Raw genomic sequence first — 24862 nt, forward strand, 5'->3', positions numbered from 1 at the left:
TCAGCCGGCGAGGCCCGCGACGGCCTGGGCGCACAGCGCCATCAGCCCGCCCGGCACGATGCCGAGGACCAGCACCAGCGCCGCATTGATGCCGAGCACCGCCCGCGCGTCCGCGGGCGCTTCGATCGGCGCGGTCTGCGTGGGGGCGTCGAAGTACATGACCTTGACCAGGCGCAGGTAATAGAAGGCGCCAATCAGCGACATCAGCACGGCAAAGACGGCCAGCCCGACATAGAAGCCGCCACCCACCGCCAGCAGCGCCTGCAGCACAGCCAGCTTCGCGTAGAAGCCCACCAGCGGCGGTATGCCGGCCAGCGAGAACATGCACACGGCCATGATCCCCGCCATCAGCGGGCTGCGCTGGTTCAGACCGGCCAGGTCGCTGATCTCGTCGGATTCAAAGCCGGCGCGGGAGAGCAGGATGATCACGCCGAAGGTACCCAGGGTGGTGAGCACGTAGGTCACGACGTAGAACATGGCCGATCCGTACGCGTTGGCCATGTTGCTGGTGTCACCGGGGACAACGCCTGCCATCAGGCCGAGCAGCATGAAACCCATCTGCGCGATGGTGGAGAAGGCCAGCATGCGCTTGACGTTGGTCTGAGCGATGGCCGCCAGGTTGCCCACCAGCAGCGACATCACCGCCATCACGCCGAGCATTTGCTGCCAGTCGATGGCCAGCGGTGCCATGCCTTCGACCAGCAGGCGGATCACGATGGCAAACGCAGCGAGCTTGGGTGCGCCGCCCACGATCAGGGTCACGACAGTCGGCGCGCCGTGGTACACGTCGGGCACCCACAGGTGGAAAGGCGCCGCGCCCAGCTTGAAGGCCAGGCCGGCGACCGTGAACACCAGACCCAGCACCAGAACCTGCTGCGACCCCTTGAGCGTGGCCTCACCGCCCGCCATGGCCTGCAGCACCTCGACCACCTGCAGGGAGCCAGTGGCGCCGTAGACCATCGACAGGCCGTACAGCAGGAAACCGCTGGCCAGCGCGCCCAGCACAAAGTACTTCATGGCGGCTTCGGTGGCCGCGAGGTCGTCGCGCCGCAAGGCCACCAGCGCGTAGCTCGACAGGGTCAGCAGCTCGAGGCCCAGGTAGATCACCAGGAAGTTGTGGCCGGAGATCATCACGAAGATGCCCAGCAGCGCGAACATGGCGAGGATGTGCAGTTCACCGCCGCGGAGCATGTCGCGGGCCCCGGCGTAGACGCGCCCGTACACCAGCGTCACCATCATGGCTACCGCGGCAAAGCACTTGAGCCAGTTGCCCATCGGGTCGGAGACGATCATGCCGCCAAAGCCGGTGATCGCCTGCCCGCTGGACCCGGCCATGCCGAGCAGCACCGCCACCACGCCGAGGGTGAGCAGGGTGAGCGCGTGCGTGGCGCCGCGCAGGGGACTCTTCACGGTGAGGTCGACCAGCGCAATCACGCAGGCCATCACCAGCAACAGGATTTCCGGATACGCCGCGATCCAGCTGAGCTTGTCAATCATGGGAACCTTCTGTGTGTGTGCGTCGGCCGGCGGGGCTCAATTGGGCAACTTGGACACGGCCACGTGGCGCAGCAGCTCGGTCACGGCGGGGTCCATCACGTCGGTGAAGGGCTTGGGGTGCACGCCCATGTAAATCACCATGATCGCCAGCAGCGCCATGACGAAGAACTCCCGCGCGTTGAGATCGGTCAGGGCCTTGACATCGTCGTTGCCCGGTGCGCCGAGGTAGACCCGCTTGAACATCCAGAGCGAATAGGCCGCCCCGAAGATCAGCGCCGACGCCGCCAGCAAACCCACCCAGAAATTGGCCTTCACCGCCGCCAGGATCACCATCCACTCGCCAACGAAGCCAGCCGTCCCGGGCAGGCCGCAGTTGGCCATGGTGAACAGCAGGGCAAACGCGGCGAAGCGGGGCATCGTGTTGACCACACCGCCGTAGGCCGCGATGTCGCGCGAGTGCACCCGGTCGTACAGCACACCGATCGACAGGAACATGGCGGCGGACACGAAGCCGTGCGAAATCATCTGCACGATCGCGCCGGAAACCCCGAGGTCGCTGAACACGAAGAAGCCGAGGGTCACAAAGCCCATGTGGGCGACCGACGAGTAGGCCACCAGTTTCTTCATGTCCTGCTGGACCATGGCCACCAGACCCACGTAGATCACGGCCACCAGCGACAGGCCGATCATCAGCCCCGCCCATTCGTGCGACGCATCGGGCAGGATCGGCAGCGAGAAGCGCAGGAAGCCGTAGGCGCCCAGCTTGAGCATGATCGCGGCCAGCACGGCGGAGCCGCCCGTGGGCGCTTCGACGTGCACGTCGGGCAGCCAGGTGTGCACCGGCCACATCGGCACCTTCACCGCAAAGGCCGCGAAAAACGCGAAGAACAGCAGCGTCTGCGTGCTGGCGTCGAGCGGCAGCTTGTACCAGTCGGTGAGCGCAAAACTGCCGCCGGCCTTCATGTACAGCACGATGAGCGCCACCAGCATCAGCAGCGAACCCAGCAGGGTGTAGAGGAAGAACTTGAAGGCGGCGTAGATTTTGTTCGGGCCGCCCCAGATGCCGATGATCAGGTACATCGGGATCAGCGTGGCCTCGAAGAACACGTAGAACAGCATCGCGTCCTGCGCGGTGAATACACCGATCATCAGGCCGGAGAGGATGAGGAACGCGCCCATGTACTGGTTGACGCGCTCGGTGATGACCTCCCAGCCGGCAATCACCACGATCACCGTGATGAACGCGGTGAGCAGCACCAGCCACAGGGAAATGCCGTCGACGCCCAGGTGGTAGTGGATGTTGAATCGCTCAATCCAGACCGCCTTCTCCACGAGCTGCATCGCGGCGCTGCCGACCTCAAAGCCGGTGTACACCGGCACCGTGACGGCCAGACCGGCCACAGCACCGACCAGCGCGATCCAGCGCACCGCCGGGGCCTGATCGTCGCGACCGAACGCGAGCAGGATGACGCCGAAAAAGATGGGCGTCCAGATGGCAAGGCTCAGCAAACCCATGGTGTTGTTCTTCCTCGTGTGTGTGTCAGGGCTTACCGGGCCAGCCAGACAAAGTAGGTCATGAACAGCAACACGCCCACCAGCATCATCAGCGCGTAGTGGTACAGGTAGCCGGTCTGCACACGGCGGACCAAGCCCGCCACGAGACCCACGATCTTCCAGCTGGCGTTGACCACGCCCCCCTCGATGACGCCGCGGTCACCGCCCTTCCAAAGTCCAATGCCCAGGCCCCGTGCGCCACGGGCCAGCACGTTCTCGTTGAACCAGTCGAGGTAGTACTTGTTCTCCAGCACGGTGACCAGCGGCTTGAGCGCACGGCCCATGGCGGCCGGCACGGCCGGGTTCACCAGATACATGTACCAAGCGGCGATCGCGCCGGCGGCGGCGAGGTACAGCGGCGGGGTGCTGAACGCGTGACCCACCATGGCCAGCGGGCCGTGGAAGATCTCGGCGAAGCGGGTCATCGCCGGGTGGGCCGCGGCGTTGATCGTGATGGCGTCGCGGAAGAACTCGCCAAATACCAGCGGCTCGATGGTGAGGTAGCCGATGAACACCGACGGGATGGCCAGCAACACCAGCGGGACCGTGACAACCCACGGCGATTCATGGGGCGAGCCGCCATGGCCATGGTCGTCGTGGTGATCGTCGTGGTGCGCGTCCGGGTTCTGGTCGTAGCGCTCCTTGCCGTGGAAGACCAGGAAGTACAGGCGGAACGAATAGAACGAGGTGACGAACACCCCGGCGAGCACGGCGAAGTAGGCAAACCCGGAGCCCGGCAGGTTGCTGAAGTGGGCCGTCTCGATGATGGAGTCCTTCGAGTAGAAGCCCGAAAACAGCGGCGTGCCGATCAGGGCCAGCGTGCCCAGCAGGGACGTGATCCAGGTGATCGGCATGTACTTGCGCACGCCGCCCATCCATCGGATGTCCTGGTTGTGGTGCATGCCCATGATCACCGAGCCCGCGGCCAGGAACAGCAGCGCCTTGAAGAAGGCGTGGGTCATCAGGTGGAAGACGGCCACCGAGTAGGCCGAGGCACCGAGCGCCACGGTCATGTAGCCGAGCTGGGACAGCGTGGAATAAGCCACCACCCGCTTGATGTCGTTCTGGATGATGCCGAGGAAGCCCATGAACAAGGCGGTGATGGCACCGATCACGATGATGAAGTTCAGCGCCGCGTCGGACAGTTCAAACACCGGCGACATCCGCGCCACCATGAAGATGCCGGCGGTCACCATCGTGGCCGCGTGGATCAGCGCGGAGATCGGCGTGGGACCCTCCATCGAGTCGGGCAGCCAGACGTGCAGCGGGAACTGCGCACTCTTGCCCATCGCGCCGATGAACAGGCAGATGCAGATCACGGTGACCAGCAGCCAGTCGGTGCCGGGGAAGGTCAACGTGGCGATCTCGCCGGTCTTGGCAAAGATCTCGGTGTAGTTCAGGCTGCCGGTGTAGGCCACGATCAGGCCAATGCCCAGGATGAAGCCGAAGTCGCCCACGCGGTTGACCAGGAAGGCCTTCATGTTGGCGAAGATCGCCGTGGGCTTGTTGAACCAGAAACCGATCAGCAGGTACGACACCAGCCCCACCGCCTCCCAGCCGAAGAACAGCTGCAGCAGGTTGTTGCTCATGACCAGCATGAGCATCGAGAAAGTGAAGAGCGAGATGTAGGCGAAGAAGCGGTTGTAGCCGGCGTCTTCTTCCATGTAGCCGATGGTGTACAGGTGGACCATCAGCGAAACGAAGGTCACCACGACCATCATCATCGCGGTCAGGCCATCGACCAGAAAGCCGATTTCCATCTTGAGGCCACCCACCACCATCCATTCGTAGATGGTCTGGTTGAAGCGGGCGCCGTGCATCACGTCCCACAGCGTCATGGCCGACAGGACAAAGGCGACCAGCACGCCAAGGATGGTGGCGGTGTGCGAGGCGCGCCGGCCAATCACGTTGCCACCGAAGGCGGTGCCCAGGATGCCGGCGACGGCCGAGCCCACCAGCGGCGCCAGGGGCACGGCCAGCAGGGTGCTTGCGGAAAGGGTGTTGCTCATGGATGTGCCTGTGCGTGCCGGGCCGGGGCGTCAGCCCTTGAGGCGGTTGAGTTCCTCCACGCTGATCGAAGCGCGGTTGCGGAACAGCAGGACCAGGATGGCCAGACCGATGGCGGACTCGGCCGCAGCGACGGTCAGGATGAAGAAGACGAACACCTGGCCATGCATGTCGCCCAGAAAGTGCGAGAAGGCCACGAAATTCATGTTGACCGCCAGCAGCATCAGTTCGATGGCCATCAGCAGCACGATCAGGTTCTTGCGGTTGAGGAAGATGCCCACCACCGAAATGGCGAACAGCACGGCGCCCACCGCCAGGAAATGGCCCAGAGTCAGTGTGGAGCTCATGCCTTGCCCTCCTCGGCCGGCGTGGTGTCGGGAGCGGTACGGGCAGTGGCAGCCATCGGCACCACCACCAGACGGTCGCTGGCGCGGACCTTGACCTGATCACCGGGATTGATGGCTTTGCTGTCTTTGCGCTGGCGCAGCGTCAGCGCGATGGCAGCAACCATGGCCACCAGCAAAATCACCGCCGCCACCTGGATCGGGTAGAGGTACTCGGTGTAGAGCAGCACGCCGAGGGCGTGGGTGTTGGACACAGGTGCCGGCGCCACGGCCGCGCCGGTGGCGATGGTGGGAAAGCCCGCCCACAGCACGGCGATCAGTTCGGCCGCCACCACACCACCGAGCAAGGCCGCCAGCGGAAAGTGCTTCCAAAAACCCTGCCGCAGTCCGTCCATGTTGATGTCAAGCATCATCACAACGAAGAGGAACAGCACCATCACCGCGCCGAGGTACACCAGGACCAGCGTGATGCCCAGAAACTCGGCCTTGAGAAGCAGCCAGAGGGCTGAGGCTTGCGAGAAGGCAAGCATGAGGTAGAGCACCGCGTGCACCGGGTTGCGCGCGGTGACGACGCGGTAGGCGGCAAACAGCAGCACCGCCGCGAACAGATAAAAGAAGCCGGTCTGGAAGTCCATGGAGGGAATCGGCGTTGGGCGTTCAGCGTGGATCGGGTCGGGAGCGCGGGCTCGGTGAACGCAACGCGCCCATCACGCCCGCCCGGTCAGCGGTAGGGCGCGTCGGCCGCTTTGGCGGCGGCGATCTGGGGTTCGTAGCGGTCGCCCACGGCCAGCAGCATCTCTTTCGTGAAGTAGAGATCGCCGCGCTTTTCGCCGTGGTATTCGAAGATGTGGGTCTCGACGATCGAGTCCACCGGGCAGCTTTCTTCGCAGAAGCCGCAGAAGATGCACTTGGTGAGATCGATGTCGTAGCGGGTGGTGCGCCGGGTGCCGTCGTCGCGCACGTCGCTCTCGATGGTGATGGCCATCGCCGGGCACACCGCCTCGCACAGCTTGCAGGCGATGCACCGCTCCTCACCGTTCTCGTAACGGCGCAGGGCGTGCAGGCCGCGGAAGCGCGGCGACAGGGGCGTTTTTTCTTCCGGGAACTGCACAGTCACTTTGCGGGCAAAGGCGTAGCGACCGGTCAGGGCCATGCCCTTGAACAGTTCCACGAGCAAAAAGCTCTTGAAGAAATCGCGCAGCGAAAAAGGGGCAACAACGGCCGGTTGGGCAACGGTGGTCGACATGGGGGTGCTCTCCGCCGGGGCTTACTTCCAGATGTTCCAGGGCGTCTGCATCAGGGCGCCGACCAGCAGCAGCCACACGAGCGTGACGGGGATAAAAATCTTCCAGCCCAGCCGCATGATCTGGTCGTAGCGGAACCGCGGGAAGGTGGCCCGAATCCAGATGAACAGGGACACGACAAAGAAGGTCTTCAGGCCCAGCCAGATCCAGCCCGGGATCGCGTTGAACAGCGCACTGTCGATGGGCGGCAGCCAGCCCCCGAGGAACATGAGCACCGCCAGGATCGACACCAGCCACATGCTGGCGTATTCGGCCAGGAAGAAGATGGCAAAGCCCATGCCCGAGTACTCGACCATGTGACCGGCCACGATCTCGGCCTCGCCCTCGACCACGTCGAAGGGATGGCGGTTGGTCTCGGCAACGCCGGAGATCAGGTAGACGATGAACACCGGCAGCAGCGGCAACCAGTTCCAGGACAGGAAGTTCAGACCTTCTTCGGCCGCCATGCCACGGCCCTGCGAAGCCACGATTTCGGCGAGGTTGAGACTGCCGGCGGTCATCACCACGATGAGGAAGCAGAAACCGATCGCGATTTCGTAACTCACCATCTGGGCCGAAGCGCGCAAGGCACCCAGGAAGGCGTATTTCGAGTTCGAGGCCCAGCCGGCGATGATCACGCCATAGACCTCGATCGAGGTAATCGCGAGGATCACCAGCAGGCCCGCGTTGACGTTCGCCAGCACGGTCTCGGGACCAAAGGGAATGGCCACCCACGCGGCCAGCGCCGGCATGATGGCCATGATCGGCCCGAGGCGGAACAGGCCATTGCTGGCGGCGCTGGGGCGGATCAGTTCTTTGGTCAGCAGCTTGAGGGCGTCAGCGATCGGCTGCAGCAGGCCAAAAGGGCCCACGCGGTTGGGGCCGTGACGCACCTGCATCCAGCCCAGCAGCTTGCGCTCCCACAGGGTGAGATAAGCCACCGCGCCCATCAGGGGTGCCAGCACGGCCACGATCTTCAGCAGGTTCCAGATCACCGGCCAGGCGGCGGTGGTCCACCAGGGGGCGGCGATGAGACCGAGGCCGCCGTTGTACATCGCGTCGATCATGCGCTGGCTCCGGCGGTGGCGCGGGCGTCCGCGGTGAGTTGCAGGGCCGGTGCACGGCGGACCAGACCGTCGAGCTGGTAGATGGCGGCAGTGCACGGCGACGACGGCGCGGGCGCGAGATCCACCGCGGCCGAGGTGGTGTTGTTCAGGCGCGCGGCATCGACGCACGCGCCGACCGCCACGCCCGGGAGGGCGGCGGCGAGCACGGCGGGCGTGCCGTCGGCGTCAAAACCAGGGAGACCCAGCAGGTTGCCCAGCACGCGCAGCACCTTCCACGCCGGCCGGGTTTCGCCCAGGGGGCGGACGACCGCGTGGAAGCTCTGCAGTCGGCCCTCGGCGTTGACAAACGAACCGGACGTCTCGGAGAACGGAGCGATCGGCAGGAGCACATCGCTCACGTCCAGGTTGGTCTTGAAAGGACTGAGCGTGACAACCATGTCCGCGCTGGTCAGGCCCTGCAGACCGGCGCCGGTGTCCTCGGCTTCCACGTTCAGCAACACGGCCGCCTTCAGACCGCCGGCGAGCATGCGCGAGGCATCGAGGCCGCCGTTGCCCGGCAGCGCGCGCACCAGCTGGGCGCCGACCGTGTTGGCCGCTTCGGTGAGGTAGCCGACGGTCGCGCCGGTGTGGGTTCCGATGAACTGGGCGAGTGCCAGCAAGCTGGATGCGCGGGCGTGGTGGGCGGCCGCGTTGCCGAGCAGCACGGCCTTCTGTTCGCCGCCCAACAGGGATTGGGCGATGGCGCGCTGCGCTTCGTCGGCCGTGACCGAGACCGGAGCCGCCACGCCACGGGCCTCCGCCACCGCAGCGGCCACGCCAGCGAGCGCGGTCACCCACTGGCGGCTGTCGCTGAGCAGGGTGTGCTTCACCGCCATGGCCCACGCGGGCGCGGCGTCGACCAGCGCGCTGACCTGCGCACCGTGGCGCACAGCCTGACGGATGCGCTGCGCGAACAGCGGGTGGTCCTTGCGCAGGTTCGAGCCCACGACCAGCACCCGCTGCAGCGTGGACAGCTCGGCGATCGGTCGGCCCAGCCACCGGGCCTGCCCCGCCGGTGCAGCGTTGCCCCCGTCGGCGGCGCGCAAGCGGGTGTCGATGTTTTCACTGCCCAGGCCACGCACCAGCGCGCCGGCCAGGGCGAGTTCCTCGACGGTGCTGTGCGGACTGGCCAGCAGGCCAATCGATGCAGCGCCGTGGTTGCTGCGGATCTGCTGCAGGCCGTTGGCCACGTACTCCAGCGCGGTCTGCCAATCGACCGTTTTCCACTCGCCGCCCTGCTTGAGCATCGGTTCGGTGAGGCGATCGGGACCGTTCAGGGCCTCGTAGCTGAAGCGGTCGCGGTCAGCGATCCAGCATTCATTGACCGCCTCGTTTTCAAGCGGCACAACCCGCATCACGCGGTGGTTCTTCACCTGCACGATCAGGTTGGCGCCGGTGCTGTCGTGCGGACTCACGCTCTTGCGGCGCGACAACTCCCAGGTGCGGGCGCTGTAGCGGAAGGGCTTGCTGGTCAGCGCGCCAACCGGGCAGATGTCGATCATGTTGCCCGACAGCTCGGAATCCACCGACTGGCCGACAAAGGTTTCAATCTCGGCGTGTTCGCCGCGATGGCTCATGCCCAGCTCCATCACGCCGGCGATTTCCTGGCCGAAGCGCACGCAGCGGGTGCAGTGGATGCACCGGCTCATTTCCTCCATGGAGATCAGCGGACCGACATCCTTGTGGAACACCACGCGCTTTTCTTCCTGGTAGCGCGAGCCGGAACCGCCGTAGCCCACCGCGAGATCCTGCAGCTGGCATTCACCACCCTGGTCGCAGATCGGGCAGTCCAGCGGGTGGTTGATGAGCAGAAACTCCATCACCGACTTCTGGGCCTTGACCGCCTTGTCGCTTTGCGTGCGGACAATCATGCCCTGCGTCACGGGCGTGGCGCACGCGGGCATGGGCTTGGGCGCCTTCTCCACGTCCACGAGGCACATGCGGCAGTTGGCCGCGATGGACAGCTTCTTGTGGTAGCAGAAGTGGGGGATGTAGGTGCCGGCTTTTTCGGCCGCATGCATCACCATGCTGCCCGGGGGCACCTCGACCTTCTGGCCGTCGAGTTCGATTTCAACCATAACGGGGTCCGTGTTCCGGTGTTCAGGAGGCCGAGGCCGGCGCCGACTGGGCCGCGGCGATCTTGGCCTCGAACTCGTGGCGGAAGTGCTTGATCATGGCGCGCACCGGCATCGCGGCGGCATCGCCGAGGGCGCAGATGGTGCGGCCCATGATGTTCTCGGCCACGTTGTCCAGCAGCGCCATGTCCTCGGGGCGGCCCTGGCCGCGGTCGATGCGGTCGACCATGCGCCACAGCCAACCCGTGCCTTCGCGACAGGGCGTGCACTGGCCGCAGCTCTCGTGCATGTAGAAGTAGGACAGCCGCTTGAGCGAGCTGACCATGTCGCGGCTGTCGTCCATGACGATCACCGCGCCGGAACCCAGCATGGAGCCGGCCTTGGCGATGGAGTCGTAGTCCATCGTGCAGTCCATCATGATGTGCGCCGGCAGAACCGGGGCCGAGGACCCGCCAGGGATCACGGCCTTGAGCGAGCGCCCCTTGCGCACACCACCGGCAAGCTCCAGCAGCTTGCTGAACGGCGTGCCGAGCGGGATCTCGTAGTTGCCGGGCATTTCCACGTCGCCGCTGACCGAGAAGATCTTCGTGCCGCCGTTGTTGGGCTTGCCGCACTCCAGATACGCCTGCCCGCCGTGCCGGATGATCCACGGCACCGCCGCGAAGGTCTCGGTGTTGTTGATGGTGGTCGGCTTGCCGTAAAGGCCGAAGCTGGCCGGAAACGGCGGCTTGAAGCGGGGCTGGCCCTTCTTGCCTTCGAGCGACTCCAGCAACGCGGTCTCTTCACCGCAGATGTAGGCGCCGAAGCCATGGAACGCGTGCAGCTGAAAGCTGAAGGCGCTGCCCAGGATGCGGTCGCCGAGCAGGCCGGCGGCCCGCGCCTCTTCCAGCGCGGCCTCGAAACGCTCGTAGACCTGGAAGATCTCGCCGTGGATGTAGTTGTAGCCCACGGAAATGCCCATCGCGTACGCCGCGATCGCCATGCCTTCGATGACGATGTGCGGGTTGTACATGAGGATGTCGCGGTCCTTGCAGGTGCCCGGCTCGCCCTCATCGGAGTTGCAGACGAGGTACTTCTGGCCCGGGAACTGGCGCGGCATGAAGCTCCACTTCAGGCCGGTCGGGAAACCGGCGCCACCGCGTCCGCGCAGGGCCGATTCTTTGACCGTGGCGATCACCTGGTCGGGCGTCAGCCCTTCGCCGCCATCCTGGCCCAGGATCTTGCGCAGCGCCTGGTAGCCGCCGCGCGCCTCGTAGTCCTTCAGGAACCAGTTCTTGCCATCCAGCCCGGCGTAGATCTGCGGGTTGATGTGACGGCCGTGGAAACAGGTCTGAACACCCGTGGCGCTGAATTGCTCGATGATCTGTTGCGCGTTCATCCGGCGTGGCCCTCCGCGGCCCGCAGGCCGTCGATCAGCTGGTCGAGCTTGTCCTGGCTCATGAAGCTGCACATGTGGCGGTCATTGACCAGCATGACCGGCGAGTCGGCGCAGGCGCCCAGGCATTCGCTCTGCTGCAGCGTGAACAGGCCGTCGGCGGTGGTCTCGCCCATGGCGATGCCCAGTTTCTTTTCCAGGTGGTGCAGGGCTTTCTGACCGTCGCGCAACTGGCAAGGCAGGTTGGTGCAGACGTTGAGCTTGAACTTGCCCACCGGCCGCTGGTTGTACATGTTGTAGAAGGTCGTGACCTCGTGCACCGCGATCGGCTCGACACCCAGGTACGCCGCCAGCGCGGCCTCGGCCTCGGCGCTGACCCAGCCCTGTTCCTGCTGGATGATGGACAGGCAGGCCATCACAGCCGAGATGCGCTGTTCGGGCGGGTACTTGGCCACCTCGCGGTCGAAGCGAACCAGGGTGGCCGCCGAGAAGGTGATGGGCGTGCTCATCGGTCGATCTCCCCGAAAACGATGTCCATGGTGCCGATGATGGCCACGGCGTCGGCGAGCATGTGGCCGCGCGCCATCTCGTCGAGCGAGGCGAGGTGTGCAAAACCCGGCGCACGGATCTTCAGGCGGTAAGGCTTGTTGGCGCCGTCGCTGACCAGGTAGATGCCGAACTCTCCCTTGGGATGTTCGACCGCGGCGTAGGCCTCGCCCTCGGGCACGTGGAAGCCTTCGGTAAAGAGCTTGAAGTGGTGGATCAGCTCTTCCATGTTCGACTTCATCGCCTCGCGCGCGGGCGCTGCCACCTTGTGGTTGTCGGTGATCACCGGCCCGGGGTTGGCGCGCAGCCAGTCAACGCACTGCTTGATGATCCGGTTGGACTGCTTCATCTCCTCCATGCGGACGAGGTAGCGATCGTAGGTGTCGCCGGTTTTGCCGACGGGGATGTCGAACTGCAGCCGGTCGTACACGTCGTAGGGCTGCTTCTTGCGAAGGTCCCACGCGATACCCGAGCCGCGCAACATCGGCCCGGTCATGCCCAGGCTGAGTGCGCGCTCCGGCGTGACGACGCCGATACCCACGGTGCGCTGCTTCCAGATGCGGTTGTCGGTCAGCAGCGTGTGGTATTCGTCGAGGTAGGTCGGGAAACGCTTCGTGAAGTCGTCGATGAAGTCGAGCAGCGAGCCCTGGCGGTTCTGGTTCAGTTCGTCGATCGCGCGCTGGTTGCGGATCTTGCTGGCCTGGTACTGCGGCATGCTGTCCGGCAGATCGCGGTACACGCCGCCCGGACGGAAGTAGGCCGCGTGCATGCGGGCTCCGGAGACCGCTTCGTACATGTCGAAGAGGTCTTCGCGTTCGCGGAAGGCGTAGATCAGGATCGTGGAGCTGCCGCAATCGTTGCCGTGGGAGCCCAGCCACATGAGGTGGTTGAGCAGGCGGGTGATCTCGCTGAACATCACGCGGATGTACTGGGCGCGGACCGGCACCTCTATGCCCAGCAGTTTCTCGATGGCCAGGCAGTAGGCGTGCTCGTTGCACATCATCGACACATAGTCCAGCCGGTCCATGTACGGCAGCGACTGGATGTAGGTCTTGTGCTCGGCGAGCTTTTCCGTGGCACGGTGCAGCAGGCCAATGTGCGGGTCTGCGCGCTGCACCACTTCGCCATCGAGCTCAAGCACCAGACGCAGCACGCCGTGGGCGGCTGGGTGCTGAGGGCCGAAGTTCAGGGTGTAGTTTTTGATTTCTGCCATGTCGGTGTGCCTCGCGCGGGGGTCAGTGCAGGCCGCCGTAGTGGTCTTCGCGGATCACCCGGGGGGTGATCTCGCGGGGCTCGATGCTGACCGGCTCGTAAATGACGCGCTGACGCTCGGCGTCGTAGCGCATCTCGACGTGACCGGAAAGCGGGAAGTCCTTGCGGAAGGGATGGCCGATGAAGCCGTAGTCGGTGAGGATGCGGCGCAGGTCGGTGTGACCTTCGAACACGATGCCGAACAGGTCAAAGGCTTCGCGCTCATACCAGTTCGCGCTCGACCAGAGTTCCGTCACTGAAGGCATCACCGGAAAGTCATCGTCGGCGCAGAAAGCCCGCACACGCACCCGCTGGTTCAACGACACGGACAGCAGGTGGGCGACCACGGCAAACCGGGCTCCCTCCCAGCGACCGTCACCGTACTGGACGTAATCCAGTCCGCACAGATCGACGAGCTGCTCAAAGGCCGCCCCGGGCGCATCGCGCAGCGTCTGCATGACGGCAAGGTAATCGGCCGCGGCCACGGTGACCGTCACCTCGCCGCGGGCAACGACCACGTCGCGGGCGCGATCGCCCAACAGATCGGCCAGCAGGGAGCGCAGCGCCTCGGGCGCCACGGCTACGGGAGTGGGGGTCAGGTCGGACATGGGCGGGCTCGCAGCAGGTGGGCGGACGGCGCGGTCACGCGCGGGCGATCGTCTGGGTGCGTCGGATCTTCTGCTGCAGCTGGATGATTCCGTACAGCAGGGCCTCGGCGGTCGGCGGACAGCCAGGCACATAGACATCCACCGGCACGATGCGGTCGCAGCCGCGGACCACGGAGTAGCTGTAGTGGTAGTAACCACCGCCGTTGGCGCACGAGCCCATAGACAACACCCAGCGCGGTTCGGCCATCTGGTCGTACACCTTGCGCAAAGCCGGGGCCATCTTGTTGCACAGCGTACCGGCCACGATCATCAAGTCGGACTGGCGCGGACTGGCGCGAAACACTTCGGAACCGAAACGGCCGATGTCGTAGCGGGCCGCGGCCGCGTGCATCATTTCCACGGCGCAGCAGGCCAGACCAAAGGTCATCGGCCACAGCGAACCGGTCTTGGCCCAGTTCACCACCGCGTCATAGCTCGTGGTGACAAAGCCTTCCTTGAACACACCTTCAATCATGGATCACTCCGCTGCGGCGGCCCGAACCGGGGCCGAACTCATTCCCAGTCGAGGGCGCCTTTTTTCCACTCGTAGGCGAACCCCACGGTGAGGATCGCGAGAAACACCACGCCAGCCAGGAAACCGGTCATGCCGATGTCGGTGAACGCCACCGCCCAAGGGATGAGGAACGCGATTTCGAGATCGAACAGGATGAAGAGGATGGCGACGAGGTAATAGCGCACGTCGAACTTCATGCGCGCGTCTTCAAAGGCCTCGAAGCCGCATTCGTAGGGGGAGTTCTTCTCGGCGTCCGGCAGATTGGGACCGAGGATGTAACCGAGCACCTGGGGAATCACCCCGACTGCAATGCCCACCAGGATGAACAGGAGGACGGGCAGGTACTGGTCGAGGCTCATGGTGATCGGTTCGGCTGGCGCGGCCCGCACGGGCCGCGCTGTCATGGATCTGGTGCCGACGGCGAGACTCGAACTCGCACAGCTTTCGCCACTACCCCCTCAAGATAGCGTGTCTACCAATTTCACCACGTCGGCTGGGTCTGCTTGTCAGTGTGACGCGTGGAGTCTTCGCGTTCCTGACAACCCGTAGAGTTTACCCTGATTTACCCCCGGTTTCGGGCGAGGTGCACGGCTTTTTGCACACCGCCCGCGGGGGGCTGCACCGGATCGGTGCGTTCGGTCACTTGCCAGGGATCTGGGCGGGGCCGGATGCCGGCGCCGCGGGCGTGGCCGGCGCGGCGGTGCCACCCGGAATCTGCTGCGCCGGATCGGCTGGCACGGCCGGGGTGACGGTCTCCAGCACGCTGCCCGACGAGGCCGGCGCGGCCGCACGCAGGTTGCCGAAATACGCCAGGCCCAGCGTGCAGGCCAGGAAGATCGTGGCGAGCACGGCCGTGCTGCGCGACAGGAAGTTGGCCCCGCCGCTTGCCCCGAACAGGCTGGCGGAACCGGCACCGCCGCCGCCAAAGGCGGCGCCGGCGTCGGCGCCTTTGCCGTGTTGCACAAGGATGAGGCCGATCATGCCCAGCGCGGACAGGATTTGGACAGCGAGCAGGAGGGTCAGAACGATGTTCATGGCTTGGGTGCGTGAAGCAAAGGGCGGCGGCTCAGGCAGCGGCCGCGATGATCTGGAGGAAGTCGGGCGCCTTGAGCGAGGCACCACCAATCAGGCCGCCGTTGATGTCGGGCTGGGCCAGCAGGCTGGCGGCGTTGGCGGCGTTCATGCTCCCGCCGTAGAGCAGCGGGACGCGGTCGGGGTGGGGCGTGGCTGCGGCGATCTGGGCACGCAACACGGCGTGCACCTGCTGCGCCTGCTCGGGACTGGCGGTCTTGCCGGTCCCGATGGCCCAGACGGGCTCGTACGCCACGACGATTTCGCTGGTGCAGTGGGCCACGGCATGGATCACGGCGGCGAGTTGCCGCTTGACCACCGCCTCGGTCTGCCCGGCTTCCCGCTCGGCCAGGGTCTCGCCCACGCACACGATCGGCGTGATGCCAGCCGCCAGGGCGCGCTGGGCCTTCTGGGCCACGGTGGCGTCGGTTTCGCCGTGGTATTGGCGGCGTTCCGAGTGGCCGACGATGGCGTAACGGCAGCCGAAATCGCGCAGCATGGCGGCAGACACCTCGCCGGTGTACGCGCCCTGCTCGTGGGCCGAGACGTCTTGCGCGCCCCACTGCAGCGAGGTTCCGGCCAGCAAGCCCTGGAGTTGCGCCAGGTAAGGCGCGGGGGCGCACACCGCCACCGCGGCCGAGGGCGGCGTGGTCAGACCCTCCCGCAGCGCGCGCAGCAGTGTCTCGTTGGCCGTCAGGCCGCCGTTCATCTTCCAGTTGCCGGCAATCAGTTTCTTCATGGTTGGCGTGAATGCGGTCTTGGTCTCGCTCAGTCCCAGCGGAGCATCAGCTTGCCAATATGCCGGTTGGACTCCATCAGGGCGTGGGCCTCGGCAGCCTGGCCGGGCGAGAACACACGATGGATCACGGGGCGGATGCGGCCATCGGCCAGCAGGGGCCAGACGTGTTCGCGCAGCGACGCGGCGATGGCGGCCTTGAAGGCCACCGGCCGGGGTCGCAGGGTGGAGCCGGTGATCGTGAGCCGGCGGCGCAACACCAGCCCGGCGTTGAAGGTCGAGGCCACGCCACCCTGAACGGCGATGATGACCAGACGACCATCCTCGGCCAGACACTCCACCTCGCGGGCCACGTAGTCGCCGGCCACCATGTCGAGGATCACATCAACCCCGCGACCGCCGGTCAGCTCCCGCGCCACGGCGGAGAAATCCTGCGTGCGGTAGTTGATCGCGTGGTCGGCGCCCAGCTCGCGGCAGGCGGCGCACTTGTCGTCGCTACCGCCGGTGGCGATGACGGTCGCACCAAACGCCTTGGCCATCTGGATCGCCGTCACACCGATGCCGCTCGTGCCACCTTGCACCAGGAACGTCTCGCCGGGCTGCAGGCGACCGCGGTCGAAAACGTTGCTCCACACGGTGAAGAACGTCTCCGGCAGCGACGCCGCGGCCACGTCGTCCAGGTCCGCGGGCACCGGCAGGCACTGCCCCACCGGCGCCACGCACCAGCGCGCGTAGCCGCCACCGGCCACCAGCGCGCAGACGCGGTCCCCGACGGCCAGACCAGCCGCCTTCAGGGTCGCCGCGTCGCCGGCCTCGATCACGCCCGCGACTTCCAGCCCGGGGATGTCGGAGGCGCCGGGCGGGACCGGGTAATTGCCGGTGCGCTGCAACACATCGGGCCGGTTCACGCCCGACGCGCTCACGCGGATCAGCACCTCGCCAGCGCCGGGCGACGGCACCGGCCGCTCGGCCAGGCGCAACACCTCGGGGCCGCCAAAGGCGGCGATTTCCACGACGGGCATCGAGGACGGCATGGGCTGGGTGCCTTTCCTGTGCGACTTACTGCTGCTGTTGCTGCTGGGCCTCGGCAGCGTGGCTGCCGCGATCGCTGTTGCGGTCGATCAGCGCCTTCATCGACAGCTTCACGCGGCCTTTCTCGTCGGTCTCGAGCACCTTGACCTTCACGATCTGACCTTCCTGCAGGTAATCGGTCACCTTTTCCACCCGCTCATGGGCGATCTGGCTGATGTGCAGCAGACCGTCCTTGCCGGGGAGCAGATTGATCAGCGCGCCGAAATCGAGGATCTTGGTGACCGGGCCTTCATAGACCTTGCCCACTTCGACCTCGGCCGTGATCTCGGCGATGCGGCGCTTGGCCTCTTCGGCGCGATCGCCGTCGGTGGAGGCGATGGTGATGGTGCCGTCTTCGCCGATGTCGATCTGCGTGCCGGTTTCTTCGGTCAGCGCGCGGATGGTGGCGCCGCCCTTGCCGATCACATCGCGGATCTTCTCGGGGTTGATCTTCATCGTGTACAGACGGGGCGCGAAGCTGCTGAGCTCGGTCTTGGCCTCGCCCATCGCTTCCTGCATCTTGCCCAGGATGTGCATGCGCGCTTCCTTGGCCTGCGCCAGCGCGACCTGCATGATTTCCTTGGTGATGCCCTGGATCTTGATGTCCATCTGGAGGGCGGTCACGCCATTGGTGGTGCCGGCCACCTTGAAGTCCATATCGCCGAGGTGATCTTCGTCACCCAGGATGTCGGTCAGCACCGCGAAACGGTTGCCATCCTTGATCAGGCCCATGGCGATGCCGGCCACGTGGGCCTTCATCGGCACGCCGGCGTCCATCAGCGCCAGGCAGCCGCCGCACACGGAGGCCATCGACGACGAACCGTTGGACTCGGTGATCTCGGAGACCACGCGGATGGTGTACGGAAACTCTTCCTTGGTCGGCAGCGCAGCCACAAGCGCACGCTTGGCCAGGCGGCCGTGGCCAATCTCGCGGCGCTTGGGCGAGCCCACACGGCCGGTTTCGCCGGTGGCGAAGGGCGGCATGTTGTAGTGGAGCATGAAGCGGTCGTCGTACTCGCCGGCCAGCGCATCGATCTTCTGAGCGTCGCGGTCGGTGCCCAGCGTGGCGATCACCAGTGCCTGGGTTTCGCCGCGGGTGAACAGCGCCGAGCCATGGGTGCGCGGCAGCACACCGTTGCGGATCTCGATCGGGCGCACGGTGCGCGTGTCGCGGCCGTCGATGCGCGGCTCGCCGGCGATGATCTGGCCGCGGACGATCTTGGCTTCGATCTCGAACAGCAGCCCTTCCACCGCCACGCCATCAAAGGCCACGCCGTCGGCCTTCAGGCCATCCATCACGGCGGCGTACGCCTCGCGGCAGGCCTGGGTGCGGGCCTGCTTGTTGCGGATCTGGTAGGCGGCTTCCAGCTTCGCCTTGCCGAGGGCTTCGACCTTGGCGATCAGGGCCTCGTCCTTGGCCGGAGGCTGCCAGTCCCACTCGGGCTTGCCGGCTTCGCGCACCAGCTCGTTGATCGCGTCGATGGCGATCTTGCCTTGGTCGTGGCCGAACACCACCGCGCCGAGCATGACCTCTTCCGACAGCTGGTCGGCCTCGGACTCCACCATCAGCACGGCGGCGGCCGTGCCGGCGACCACGAGATCCATCTGCGAGCCCTTGCGCTCCGTCTGGCCCGGGTTCAGCACGTACTGGCCGTTGATGTAGCCCACGCGTGCGGCGCCAATCGGGCCGTTGAACGGAATGCCGGACACCGACAGCGCGGCGGACGTGGCGATCATCGCGGCGATGTCGGCGTCCACTTCGGGGTTGAGCGACAGGGTGTGGATCACCACCTGGACTTCGTTGAAGAAGCCTTCGGGGAACAGCGGGCGGATCGGGCGGTCGATCAGGCGGCTGGTCAGCGTTTCCAGCTCACTGGGGCGGCCTTCGCGCTTGAAGAAGCTGCCAGGAATCTTGCCGGCGGCGTAGGTTTTCTCGATGTAGTCGACGGTCAGCGGAAAGAAGTCCTGACCGGCCTTGGCTTCCTTGCGGGCCACCACGGTGGCGAGCACGACGGTGCCGTCCATGTCCAGCAGCACGGCGCCGGTGGACTGGCGGGCAATTTCGCCGGTTTCCATGCGGACCGTGTGCTGGCCCCACTGGAAGGTCTTGGTGACTTTGTTGAACAGGCTCATGGGAGTCTCCTGGAGATGCCGCTCGGGGCGGCGGGTTTCCGGATGCGCCGTTCAGAACACGATGCCATTCCAGGTGCCCGTCCAGGGGGCGGGCGCTTGGAATGACACAGCTTCGCTCTGTCGGGTCGTTTTCCGGGGTATGCGGGACCTTGCGGGGGCGCCAAACAAAAATCGCCCGAGCCAGCGAACCAACTCAGGCGTTTTCCGGTGTGGCGCACCCGCGGCGGCTTACTTGCGCAGGCCGAGTTTCTGGATCAGGGCCACGTAGCGGTCAGCGTCCTTGGACTTGAGGTAGTCCAGCAGCTTGCGGCGGCGGCTCACCAGACGCAGCAGGCCGCGACGGCCGTGGTGGTCTTTGGCGTGGGTCTTGAAGTGGGGGGTCAGCTCGTTGATGCGAGCGGTCAGGATGGCGACCTGGACTTCGGGGCTGCCGGTGTCGTTGGCGGCGCGGGCGTTGGCCGCAATGACTTCGGCCTTGACGGATTGGGCGATCATGAAATTTTCCTTGTGACGTGCGTCCCGGCGCAGGGTGAGCCGCCCCGGGCGTGAGGCTGCCGGACCAAACGGCCAGCAACCGCGCATTGTAGCGCAGCGCACCGGGATCGGCTAGCGCCGGGTGTGGGCCAGCCAGCCGCGCAGGCGCGCGGCGCCCTCCACCAGCCGGTCGGTGTCGCGGCTGGCAAAACACCAGCGCAACCAGCCGGTGGCCTCGGGCGCGAAAGCGCTGCCGGGCGCCAGGCCAAGGCCTGCCTCGCGAACGAGGCGTTTGGCGGTCTCGAGGCAGTCGGCATGGCCACCGAGCCGGAAAAAGGCGTACATCCCGCCCTGCGGCGTGGCCACCTCGACGCCGGGCGTGTCGCGCAGCAGCGGCAGCAGCGTGTCGCGGCCGGCGCGCAGCCGGGCCACGAAGCCGGGGGTGATGGCCGCCGCGTGTGCCAGCGCCGCGAGCGCGCCGCGCTGCACGAACACGGGCGCACACGAGGTGTTGAACTCGATGAGCTTGCCGACCGCGTCCATGAGGCCGGGCGGCAGCACCAGCCAGCCCAGCCGCCAACCGGTCATGAGGAAGCTTTTCGAGAAGCTGTGGGCGACGATGACCCGGTCGTCGGGCTGGGCGATGTCGAGAAAACTGGGCGCACACAGCGGAGCGCCGGGCGCCGGATCGCCGAAGTACAGGCGTTCGTAGACCTCGTCGGCGAGGATCCAGGTGCCGGTGGCGCGGCAGTGGTCGAGGATGGCGCGCTGTTCCTCGCGGGTGAGCACCCAGCCAGTGGGGTTGCTCGGGGCATTGACGATGAGGAGGCGTGCGGCGGGGGTGACCGCAGCGCGCAGCGCGTCGAGGTCCAGCGTCCAGGCGGCGTCGCGCACGGTGAGCGACAGCGTCTGGACGCGCGCGCCCAGGATGCGCGGCTGCGCCTCCAGGTTGGGCCATGCGGGCGTGACCACCACGACCTCATCGCCGGCGTCCACCAGGGCCTGCACGGCCAGCATCAACCCGTTGACACCGCCGGACGTGACGGCGATCCGCGCCGCCCAACCCGCCCCGCCCGGGCCCGGGTGGAGCGCGTCGGTGTAGTCGCCCAGCGCGGCGCGCAGCTCGGGCAGGCCGAGGTTGTGGGCGTAGAAGGTCTCGCCGGCCTGAAGCGAGGCGATGGCTGCCGCGCGGACGGGCTCGGGCGTGACCTCGTCGCTCTCGCCGAACCAGAACCGCAGCACGCCGTCGCGGCCCAGACCCTCGTTGGCCACCTCGCGAATCCGAGACGCTTCCAGCGCCGCCACAACCTGTCGCATCGCCGTCTCCCGGTGGATCAGTTCCATGGCCGCATGGTGCAGGCGTGGGGCAGCGTGGCCTGCTCGGGCGTGAGGGTGCGCACGACGCGAAAGCCAAAACCCGAGCCCTCGACGTCGAAGGGCACGCCGGGCGCGCCCTGTCGGTCCATCACGGCCACCATGAGCGGCTGCTGGAACTGCTGGTCGGCGCCCCGCATGCGGCCGCGCTGGCCAGCCAGCGACACGTCGGCCTGCGCCAGATGCCGGGCCACCGCGCCCGCCTCGGCCGTGCCGGCGCGGCCCAGCGCGGCCGCCAGCGCCTCCACCATGAGCTGCATGCGCAGGTGGATGTAGTCGTCGGCCGGGCTGGGAAAGCGCTCGCGGAAGGCGCGCACCAGCGCGGCGGAGGCCTCGCCGGGCGCGTTGGGGAACCACTCGGCCACGGCCAGCACCTGCCCGACCCCGGCCTCGCCGATGGCGGCCGGCGCGCCGAGGGCGTTGCCGTAGAAGGTGTAGAAGCGGCCGCGGTAGCCGGCGTCGCGTGCGGCCTTGACCAGCAGCGTGAGATCGTTGCCCCAGTTGCCGGTGAGCACGGCCTGCGCGCCGCTGGCCTGGATCTTGGCGGCATAAGGCAGGAAGTCTTTCACGCGGGCGAGCGGATGCAGCTCCTGGCCCACGATGGCGATGTCCGGCCGCAGCTCGCCGACACGGCGCCGCGCCTCGCGCAGGACATGCTGGCCGAAGCTGTAGTCCTGACCGATCAGGTAGAGCTTGTCCACCGAGCGGTCCGCCTGCAGCACCGACAAGAGCGCGGCCAGGCGCATGTCGGCGTGGGCGTCGAAGCGGAAATGCCAGGGACTGCAACGTTCGTTGGTCAGCGCCGGGTCGACGGCGGCGTAGTTGAGCAGCAGGACGCGGCGCTGCGGCTCCCGGGTGTTGTGCTTCTCGATCGCCTCCACCAGCGCACTGGCCACGGCCGACGAATTGCCTTGGGCGACCACGGTGATGCCGCGGTCGATGGCGCTGCGCAGCGCCGACAGCGCCTCCTCGGCCTGGCCCTTGCTGTCGAGCCGCTCGATGGCCAGCGGCCGCACGGCGCCGTCCACGTTGACGCCGCCGCGGGCGTTGACCCGCTCGGCGGCCCACACCAGATTGCGCAGCACCGCCTCACCGGCGTTGGCCGCGGGGCCGGAGAGCCCTTCGATCAGGCCGATGCGCACCGGCGCGGGCGGCGTGGATTGGGCGCGCAGGCCGGGGGCGGCGAGCGTGGCGGCGGCGAGCAGCGGCAGACCGCGCACGAGCGTGCGGCGGCGCGGGGAAAACGCGTGGGTCATCGGCAACACAAGAGGAAGGGAATCAGGCGTCCAGCTCGGCCAGGGGCCAGCGGGGCTTCACGTCAAAGCGGCCGTCCGGGGGGGCGGCCAGCGTGGCGTCGAGCAGGCCGGCCTGGGCGCGCAGCCCGGCGGCCAGCGCAATCATGGCGCCGTTGTCGGTGCACAGGTGCAACTCGGGGTAATGCACCCGCACGCGCCGGGCGGCGCAAGCGGTGTCGAGCTGCTCGCGCAGGCGGCGGTTGGCGCCCACACCCCCGGCCACCACGAGCCGGGCGAGTCCGGTGGCCTTGAGCGCGGCCAGCGACTTCTTCACCAGCACATCGACGATGGCCGCCTGGGCGCTGGCCGCGACGTCGGCGCGCTGCGCGGGCGTGAGCGGATCGGCCAGGCGGCTGGTGGCGGGGCCTTCCGGCGCGGCATGGGCCAGCCGGCGCACCTGCGTGAGCACCGCGGTCTTCAGGCCGGCGAACGAAAAATCGAGGTCGCCGCTGTGCAGCAGCGGGCGGGGGAAGGCGAAAGCGACCGGGTTGCCCTGCTCGGCCAGCCGGGCCAGCGCCGGGCCGCCGGGGTAACCGAGACCAAGCAGCTTGGCCGACTTGTCGAACGCTTCGCCGGCGGCGTCATCGATGGTTTCGCCCAGCAGGCTGTAGCGACCCACACCGTCCACGCGCATGAGCTGCGTGTGGCCGCCGGACACCAGCAGGGCGACGAACGGAAACTGCGGCGGGTCGGCGCTGAGGAACGGCGACAGCAAGTGGCCCTCGAGGTGGTGGATGCCGAGCACCGGCCGGCCCAGCGCCACGCCCAGCGCGCTGGCGACGCCCGCTCCCACCAGCAGCGCACCGGCGAGCCCGGGGCCGCGGGTCACGGCGATCGCGTCCACCGCCGACAGCGGCAGCCCGGCCTGGGCCAGCACGGCGTCGGTCAGCGGCAGGACGCGGCGGATGTGGTCGCGGCTGGCCAGCTCAGGCACCACGCCGCCGTAGGCCTGGTGCATGTCGATCTGGCTGTGCAGCGCGTGACCGAGCAGGCGCGGCGTGGCGGTGCCGGTGGCATCGACCAGGGCCACGCCCGTTTCGTCGCAGGAAGATTCGATGCCCAGGATGCGCATGGGCGCGAAGTGTACGGGCGGCATGGATGTTGCAAGCTGGCGCGGGGATGACAACCGCCCTGCACTTCCTGCTTGCGGCCAAGCGCTGCGAGATCGACGGCCTGCGTGAGCTGGCGCTCACCAGCGAAGGCGCGGACCTGGCCGCCCAGCTGATCCACGGGCTGCAGCGCGAACGGGGCCTGTCCAACCTGTGGCTCGGCTCCGGCGGTGGGCGCGGCGGCGATGCCCGTCTGGCGCAGCTGGCCGACAACGACGCCTCGGAAGCGGCCTGGCGGGCCCACGTGCAGCGGCTCGACACCGCGGGCCTGAGCGGTCCCCACGGTGCGCGGCTGTTCAGCCGGCTGGCGCTGGCGCTGCAGGGCCTGGACGCGCTGCGCCCGCTGCGCGCCCAGGTGCAGGCGCTGGCGCTGGACCCGCCCGCGGCCACCGCAGCGTTCAGCCGGGTGATCGCCGCCCTGCTCGCGGTGGTGTTTGAGGCGGCGGACAGCGCCAGCGACCCGGACCTTTCACGGCGGCTGGTGGCCTTGTTCCACTTCATGCAGGGCAAGGAATTCGCCGGACAGGAGCGCGCCGCCGGATCGGCGCTGTTCGCCAGCGGGCGCGCCGACCCGGTCGGTCAGCAGCGCCTGCTGCACCTGATCGACAGCCAGGAGCGCTCCCTGGAAGCCTTCGGCGCGTTCGCGGACGAGGAAACCCGCGCGGTGTGGGCGCAGGCGGAATCGGGCGCGCCGCTGGCGCGGCTGGAGCGCCTGCGGCGCCTGCTGGCCACGGCCGGGGGCGGTGCGCCGCTGGACGCCGAACTGAGTCCGGCCTGGTTCGAGACCTGCAGCCAGCGCATGGACCGCATGCGCACGGTGGAAGCGCGGCTGGCCGGCGCGCTGCGCGCCGCCTGCGCCGCGCGCCTGGCCGCGGTGAACGACGAGGCCCTGAGCTACGAGCGACTGGCCGCGACCGGCACACCGCCGGCCGACCCGCTGTCCTTCTTCCGCGACGCGCCGGCGCCGGACGGCGTGGACAACGCCGGCCGCGGCGGCCCGCTGCAGGATTCCGTGCTGGCGCTCGCGCAAGACCAGGCGCGGCGCCTGCAGGCCATGGGCGAGGAGCTGGCGGCGGTGCGGGCCAGCCTCAACGAACGCAAGCTGATCGAACGCGCCAAGGGCCTGCTCATGGCCCACCGCGGCCTGAGCGAGGCCGACGCCCACAAGACGCTGCGCCAGATGGCCATGAACCAGAACCGGCGGCTCATCGACGTGGCCGAAGCGGTGCTGGCGATGGCCGACGTGCTCACGCCCGGTCCGCGCTGAACCCATGCTGCGCCGCACAAGAACGGTGCTCCGCGCGCCGGCCCCAGGGCACCGAACCCCCGCGCGCACCACATCGGGGCGGCATCCGGGGCCGCGCGTATTCGACAGGATTTCAATGAAATCAAGGACTTGC

General features: G+C 67.4%; 23 protein-coding genes and 1 tRNA gene. 1 reads left to right on the plus strand and 23 read right to left on the minus strand.

Going from position 1 to position 24862, the window contains the following annotated elements; genetic code table 11:
* The 23 genes from nuoN to tsaD all read right to left on the minus strand — a co-directional run bounded on the left by nuoN (window position 1) and on the right by tsaD (window position 23425).
* A complete protein-coding gene (nuoN, locus tag AC2D80_RS08520) occupies window positions 1-1497 on the minus strand; it encodes an NADH-quinone oxidoreductase subunit NuoN (RefSeq protein ID WP_484632537.1) in 1497 nt (498 codons plus the stop codon).
* Between the two features lie 36 nt (window positions 1498-1533).
* Window positions 1534-3012 carry an NADH-quinone oxidoreductase subunit M gene (locus tag AC2D80_RS08525; RefSeq protein ID WP_484632538.1) on the minus strand — a complete coding sequence of 493 codons (1479 nt, stop codon included), beginning with the start codon at window positions 3010-3012 and terminating at the stop codon, window positions 1534-1536.
* Between the two features lie 32 nt (window positions 3013-3044).
* Window positions 3045-5060 carry an NADH-quinone oxidoreductase subunit L gene (gene nuoL / locus AC2D80_RS08530; RefSeq protein ID WP_484632539.1) on the minus strand — a complete coding sequence of 672 codons (2016 nt, stop codon included), beginning with the start codon at window positions 5058-5060 and terminating at the stop codon, window positions 3045-3047.
* A 30-nt stretch (window positions 5061-5090) separates the two neighbouring features.
* Window positions 5091-5405, minus strand: coding sequence for an NADH-quinone oxidoreductase subunit NuoK (gene nuoK / locus AC2D80_RS08535; protein ID WP_484632540.1), 315 nt, complete (start codon window positions 5403-5405; stop codon window positions 5091-5093).
* Window positions 5402-6037 (minus strand): NADH-quinone oxidoreductase subunit J, encoded by a 636-nt coding sequence (locus AC2D80_RS08540; RefSeq protein ID WP_484632541.1) that lies wholly within the window; start codon window positions 6035-6037, stop codon window positions 5402-5404. The genes nuoK and AC2D80_RS08540 overlap by 4 nt, the downstream gene beginning before the upstream one ends.
* Before the next feature lie 86 nt (window positions 6038-6123).
* Complete coding sequence (gene nuoI, locus AC2D80_RS08545) at window positions 6124-6648, minus strand: NADH-quinone oxidoreductase subunit NuoI (RefSeq protein ID WP_484632542.1); 525 nt, start codon at window positions 6646-6648, stop codon at window positions 6124-6126.
* Between the two features lie 21 nt (window positions 6649-6669).
* On the minus strand, window positions 6670-7752 hold the full coding sequence (nuoH, locus tag AC2D80_RS08550) for an NADH-quinone oxidoreductase subunit NuoH (protein WP_484632543.1): 1083 nt from the start codon (window positions 7750-7752) through the stop codon (window positions 6670-6672).
* The gene (gene nuoG, locus AC2D80_RS08555) at window positions 7749-9869 is read right to left on the minus strand and encodes an NADH-quinone oxidoreductase subunit NuoG (protein ID WP_484632544.1); all 2121 of its coding nucleotides are present in this window, start codon (window positions 9867-9869) and stop codon (window positions 7749-7751) included. Before nuoG ends, nuoH begins: the two co-directional genes overlap by 4 nt.
* A 22-nt stretch (window positions 9870-9891) precedes the next feature.
* A complete protein-coding gene (gene nuoF, locus AC2D80_RS08560; protein ID WP_484632545.1) occupies window positions 9892-11244 on the minus strand; it encodes an NADH-quinone oxidoreductase subunit NuoF in 1353 nt (450 codons plus the stop codon).
* Complete coding sequence (nuoE, locus tag AC2D80_RS08565) at window positions 11241-11750, minus strand: NADH-quinone oxidoreductase subunit NuoE (protein ID WP_484632546.1); 510 nt, start codon at window positions 11748-11750, stop codon at window positions 11241-11243. The genes nuoF and nuoE overlap by 4 nt, the downstream gene beginning before the upstream one ends.
* Entirely contained in the window at window positions 11747-13000 is a 1254-nt protein-coding gene (locus tag AC2D80_RS08570; protein WP_484632547.1) for an NADH-quinone oxidoreductase subunit D, read from the minus strand. Before AC2D80_RS08570 ends, nuoE begins: the two co-directional genes overlap by 4 nt.
* Before the next feature lie 22 nt (window positions 13001-13022).
* Window positions 13023-13646, minus strand: a complete 624-nt coding sequence (locus AC2D80_RS08575) for an NADH-quinone oxidoreductase subunit C (RefSeq protein ID WP_484632548.1) — start codon at window positions 13644-13646, stop codon at window positions 13023-13025.
* A gap of 34 nt (window positions 13647-13680) precedes the next feature.
* On the minus strand, window positions 13681-14160 hold the full coding sequence (locus AC2D80_RS08580) for a NuoB/complex I 20 kDa subunit family protein (protein ID WP_009520160.1): 480 nt from the start codon (window positions 14158-14160) through the stop codon (window positions 13681-13683).
* 38 nt (window positions 14161-14198) lie between these two features.
* A complete protein-coding gene (locus AC2D80_RS08585; protein ID WP_484632549.1) occupies window positions 14199-14558 on the minus strand; it encodes an NADH-quinone oxidoreductase subunit A in 360 nt (119 codons plus the stop codon).
* Window positions 14559-14608: 50 nt separating this feature from the next.
* Window positions 14609-14693, minus strand: a tRNA-Leu gene (locus AC2D80_RS08590).
* Between the two features lie 145 nt (window positions 14694-14838).
* Complete coding sequence (gene secG, locus AC2D80_RS08595) at window positions 14839-15234, minus strand: preprotein translocase subunit SecG (protein WP_484632550.1); 396 nt, start codon at window positions 15232-15234, stop codon at window positions 14839-14841.
* A gap of 31 nt (window positions 15235-15265) precedes the next feature.
* Window positions 15266-16009: a triose-phosphate isomerase gene (gene tpiA / locus AC2D80_RS08600; RefSeq protein ID WP_484632551.1), complete on the minus strand. Its 744-nt coding sequence runs from the start codon at window positions 16007-16009 to the stop codon at window positions 15266-15268.
* Between the two features lie 29 nt (window positions 16010-16038).
* On the minus strand, window positions 16039-17028 hold the full coding sequence (locus AC2D80_RS08605; RefSeq protein ID WP_484632670.1) for an NAD(P)H-quinone oxidoreductase: 990 nt from the start codon (window positions 17026-17028) through the stop codon (window positions 16039-16041).
* A 37-nt stretch (window positions 17029-17065) separates the two neighbouring features.
* On the minus strand, window positions 17066-19210 hold the full coding sequence (gene pnp, locus AC2D80_RS08610; RefSeq protein WP_484632552.1) for a polyribonucleotide nucleotidyltransferase: 2145 nt from the start codon (window positions 19208-19210) through the stop codon (window positions 17066-17068).
* A gap of 228 nt (window positions 19211-19438) precedes the next feature.
* Window positions 19439-19705 (minus strand): 30S ribosomal protein S15, encoded by a 267-nt coding sequence (rpsO, locus tag AC2D80_RS08615; RefSeq protein WP_484632553.1) that lies wholly within the window; start codon window positions 19703-19705, stop codon window positions 19439-19441.
* A gap of 111 nt (window positions 19706-19816) precedes the next feature.
* A complete protein-coding gene (locus AC2D80_RS08620) occupies window positions 19817-21028 on the minus strand; it encodes a pyridoxal phosphate-dependent aminotransferase (RefSeq protein WP_484632554.1) in 1212 nt (403 codons plus the stop codon).
* Window positions 21019-22314: a branched-chain amino acid ABC transporter substrate-binding protein gene (locus AC2D80_RS08625; RefSeq protein WP_484632555.1), complete on the minus strand. Its 1296-nt coding sequence runs from the start codon at window positions 22312-22314 to the stop codon at window positions 21019-21021. The genes AC2D80_RS08620 and AC2D80_RS08625 overlap by 10 nt, the downstream gene beginning before the upstream one ends.
* 22 nt (window positions 22315-22336) lie before the next feature.
* Complete coding sequence (tsaD, locus tag AC2D80_RS08630) at window positions 22337-23425, minus strand: tRNA (adenosine(37)-N6)-threonylcarbamoyltransferase complex transferase subunit TsaD (RefSeq protein ID WP_484632671.1); 1089 nt, start codon at window positions 23423-23425, stop codon at window positions 22337-22339.
* 47 nt (window positions 23426-23472) lie between these two features.
* Between tsaD and AC2D80_RS08635 the strand changes: the two genes are divergently transcribed.
* Entirely contained in the window at window positions 23473-24729 is a 1257-nt protein-coding gene (locus AC2D80_RS08635) for a nitrate- and nitrite sensing domain-containing protein (protein ID WP_484632556.1), read from the plus strand.
* Window positions 24730-24862: the final 133 nt, after the last annotated feature.

It is taken from the genome of Hydrogenophaga sp. T66 (assembly GCF_057219855.1).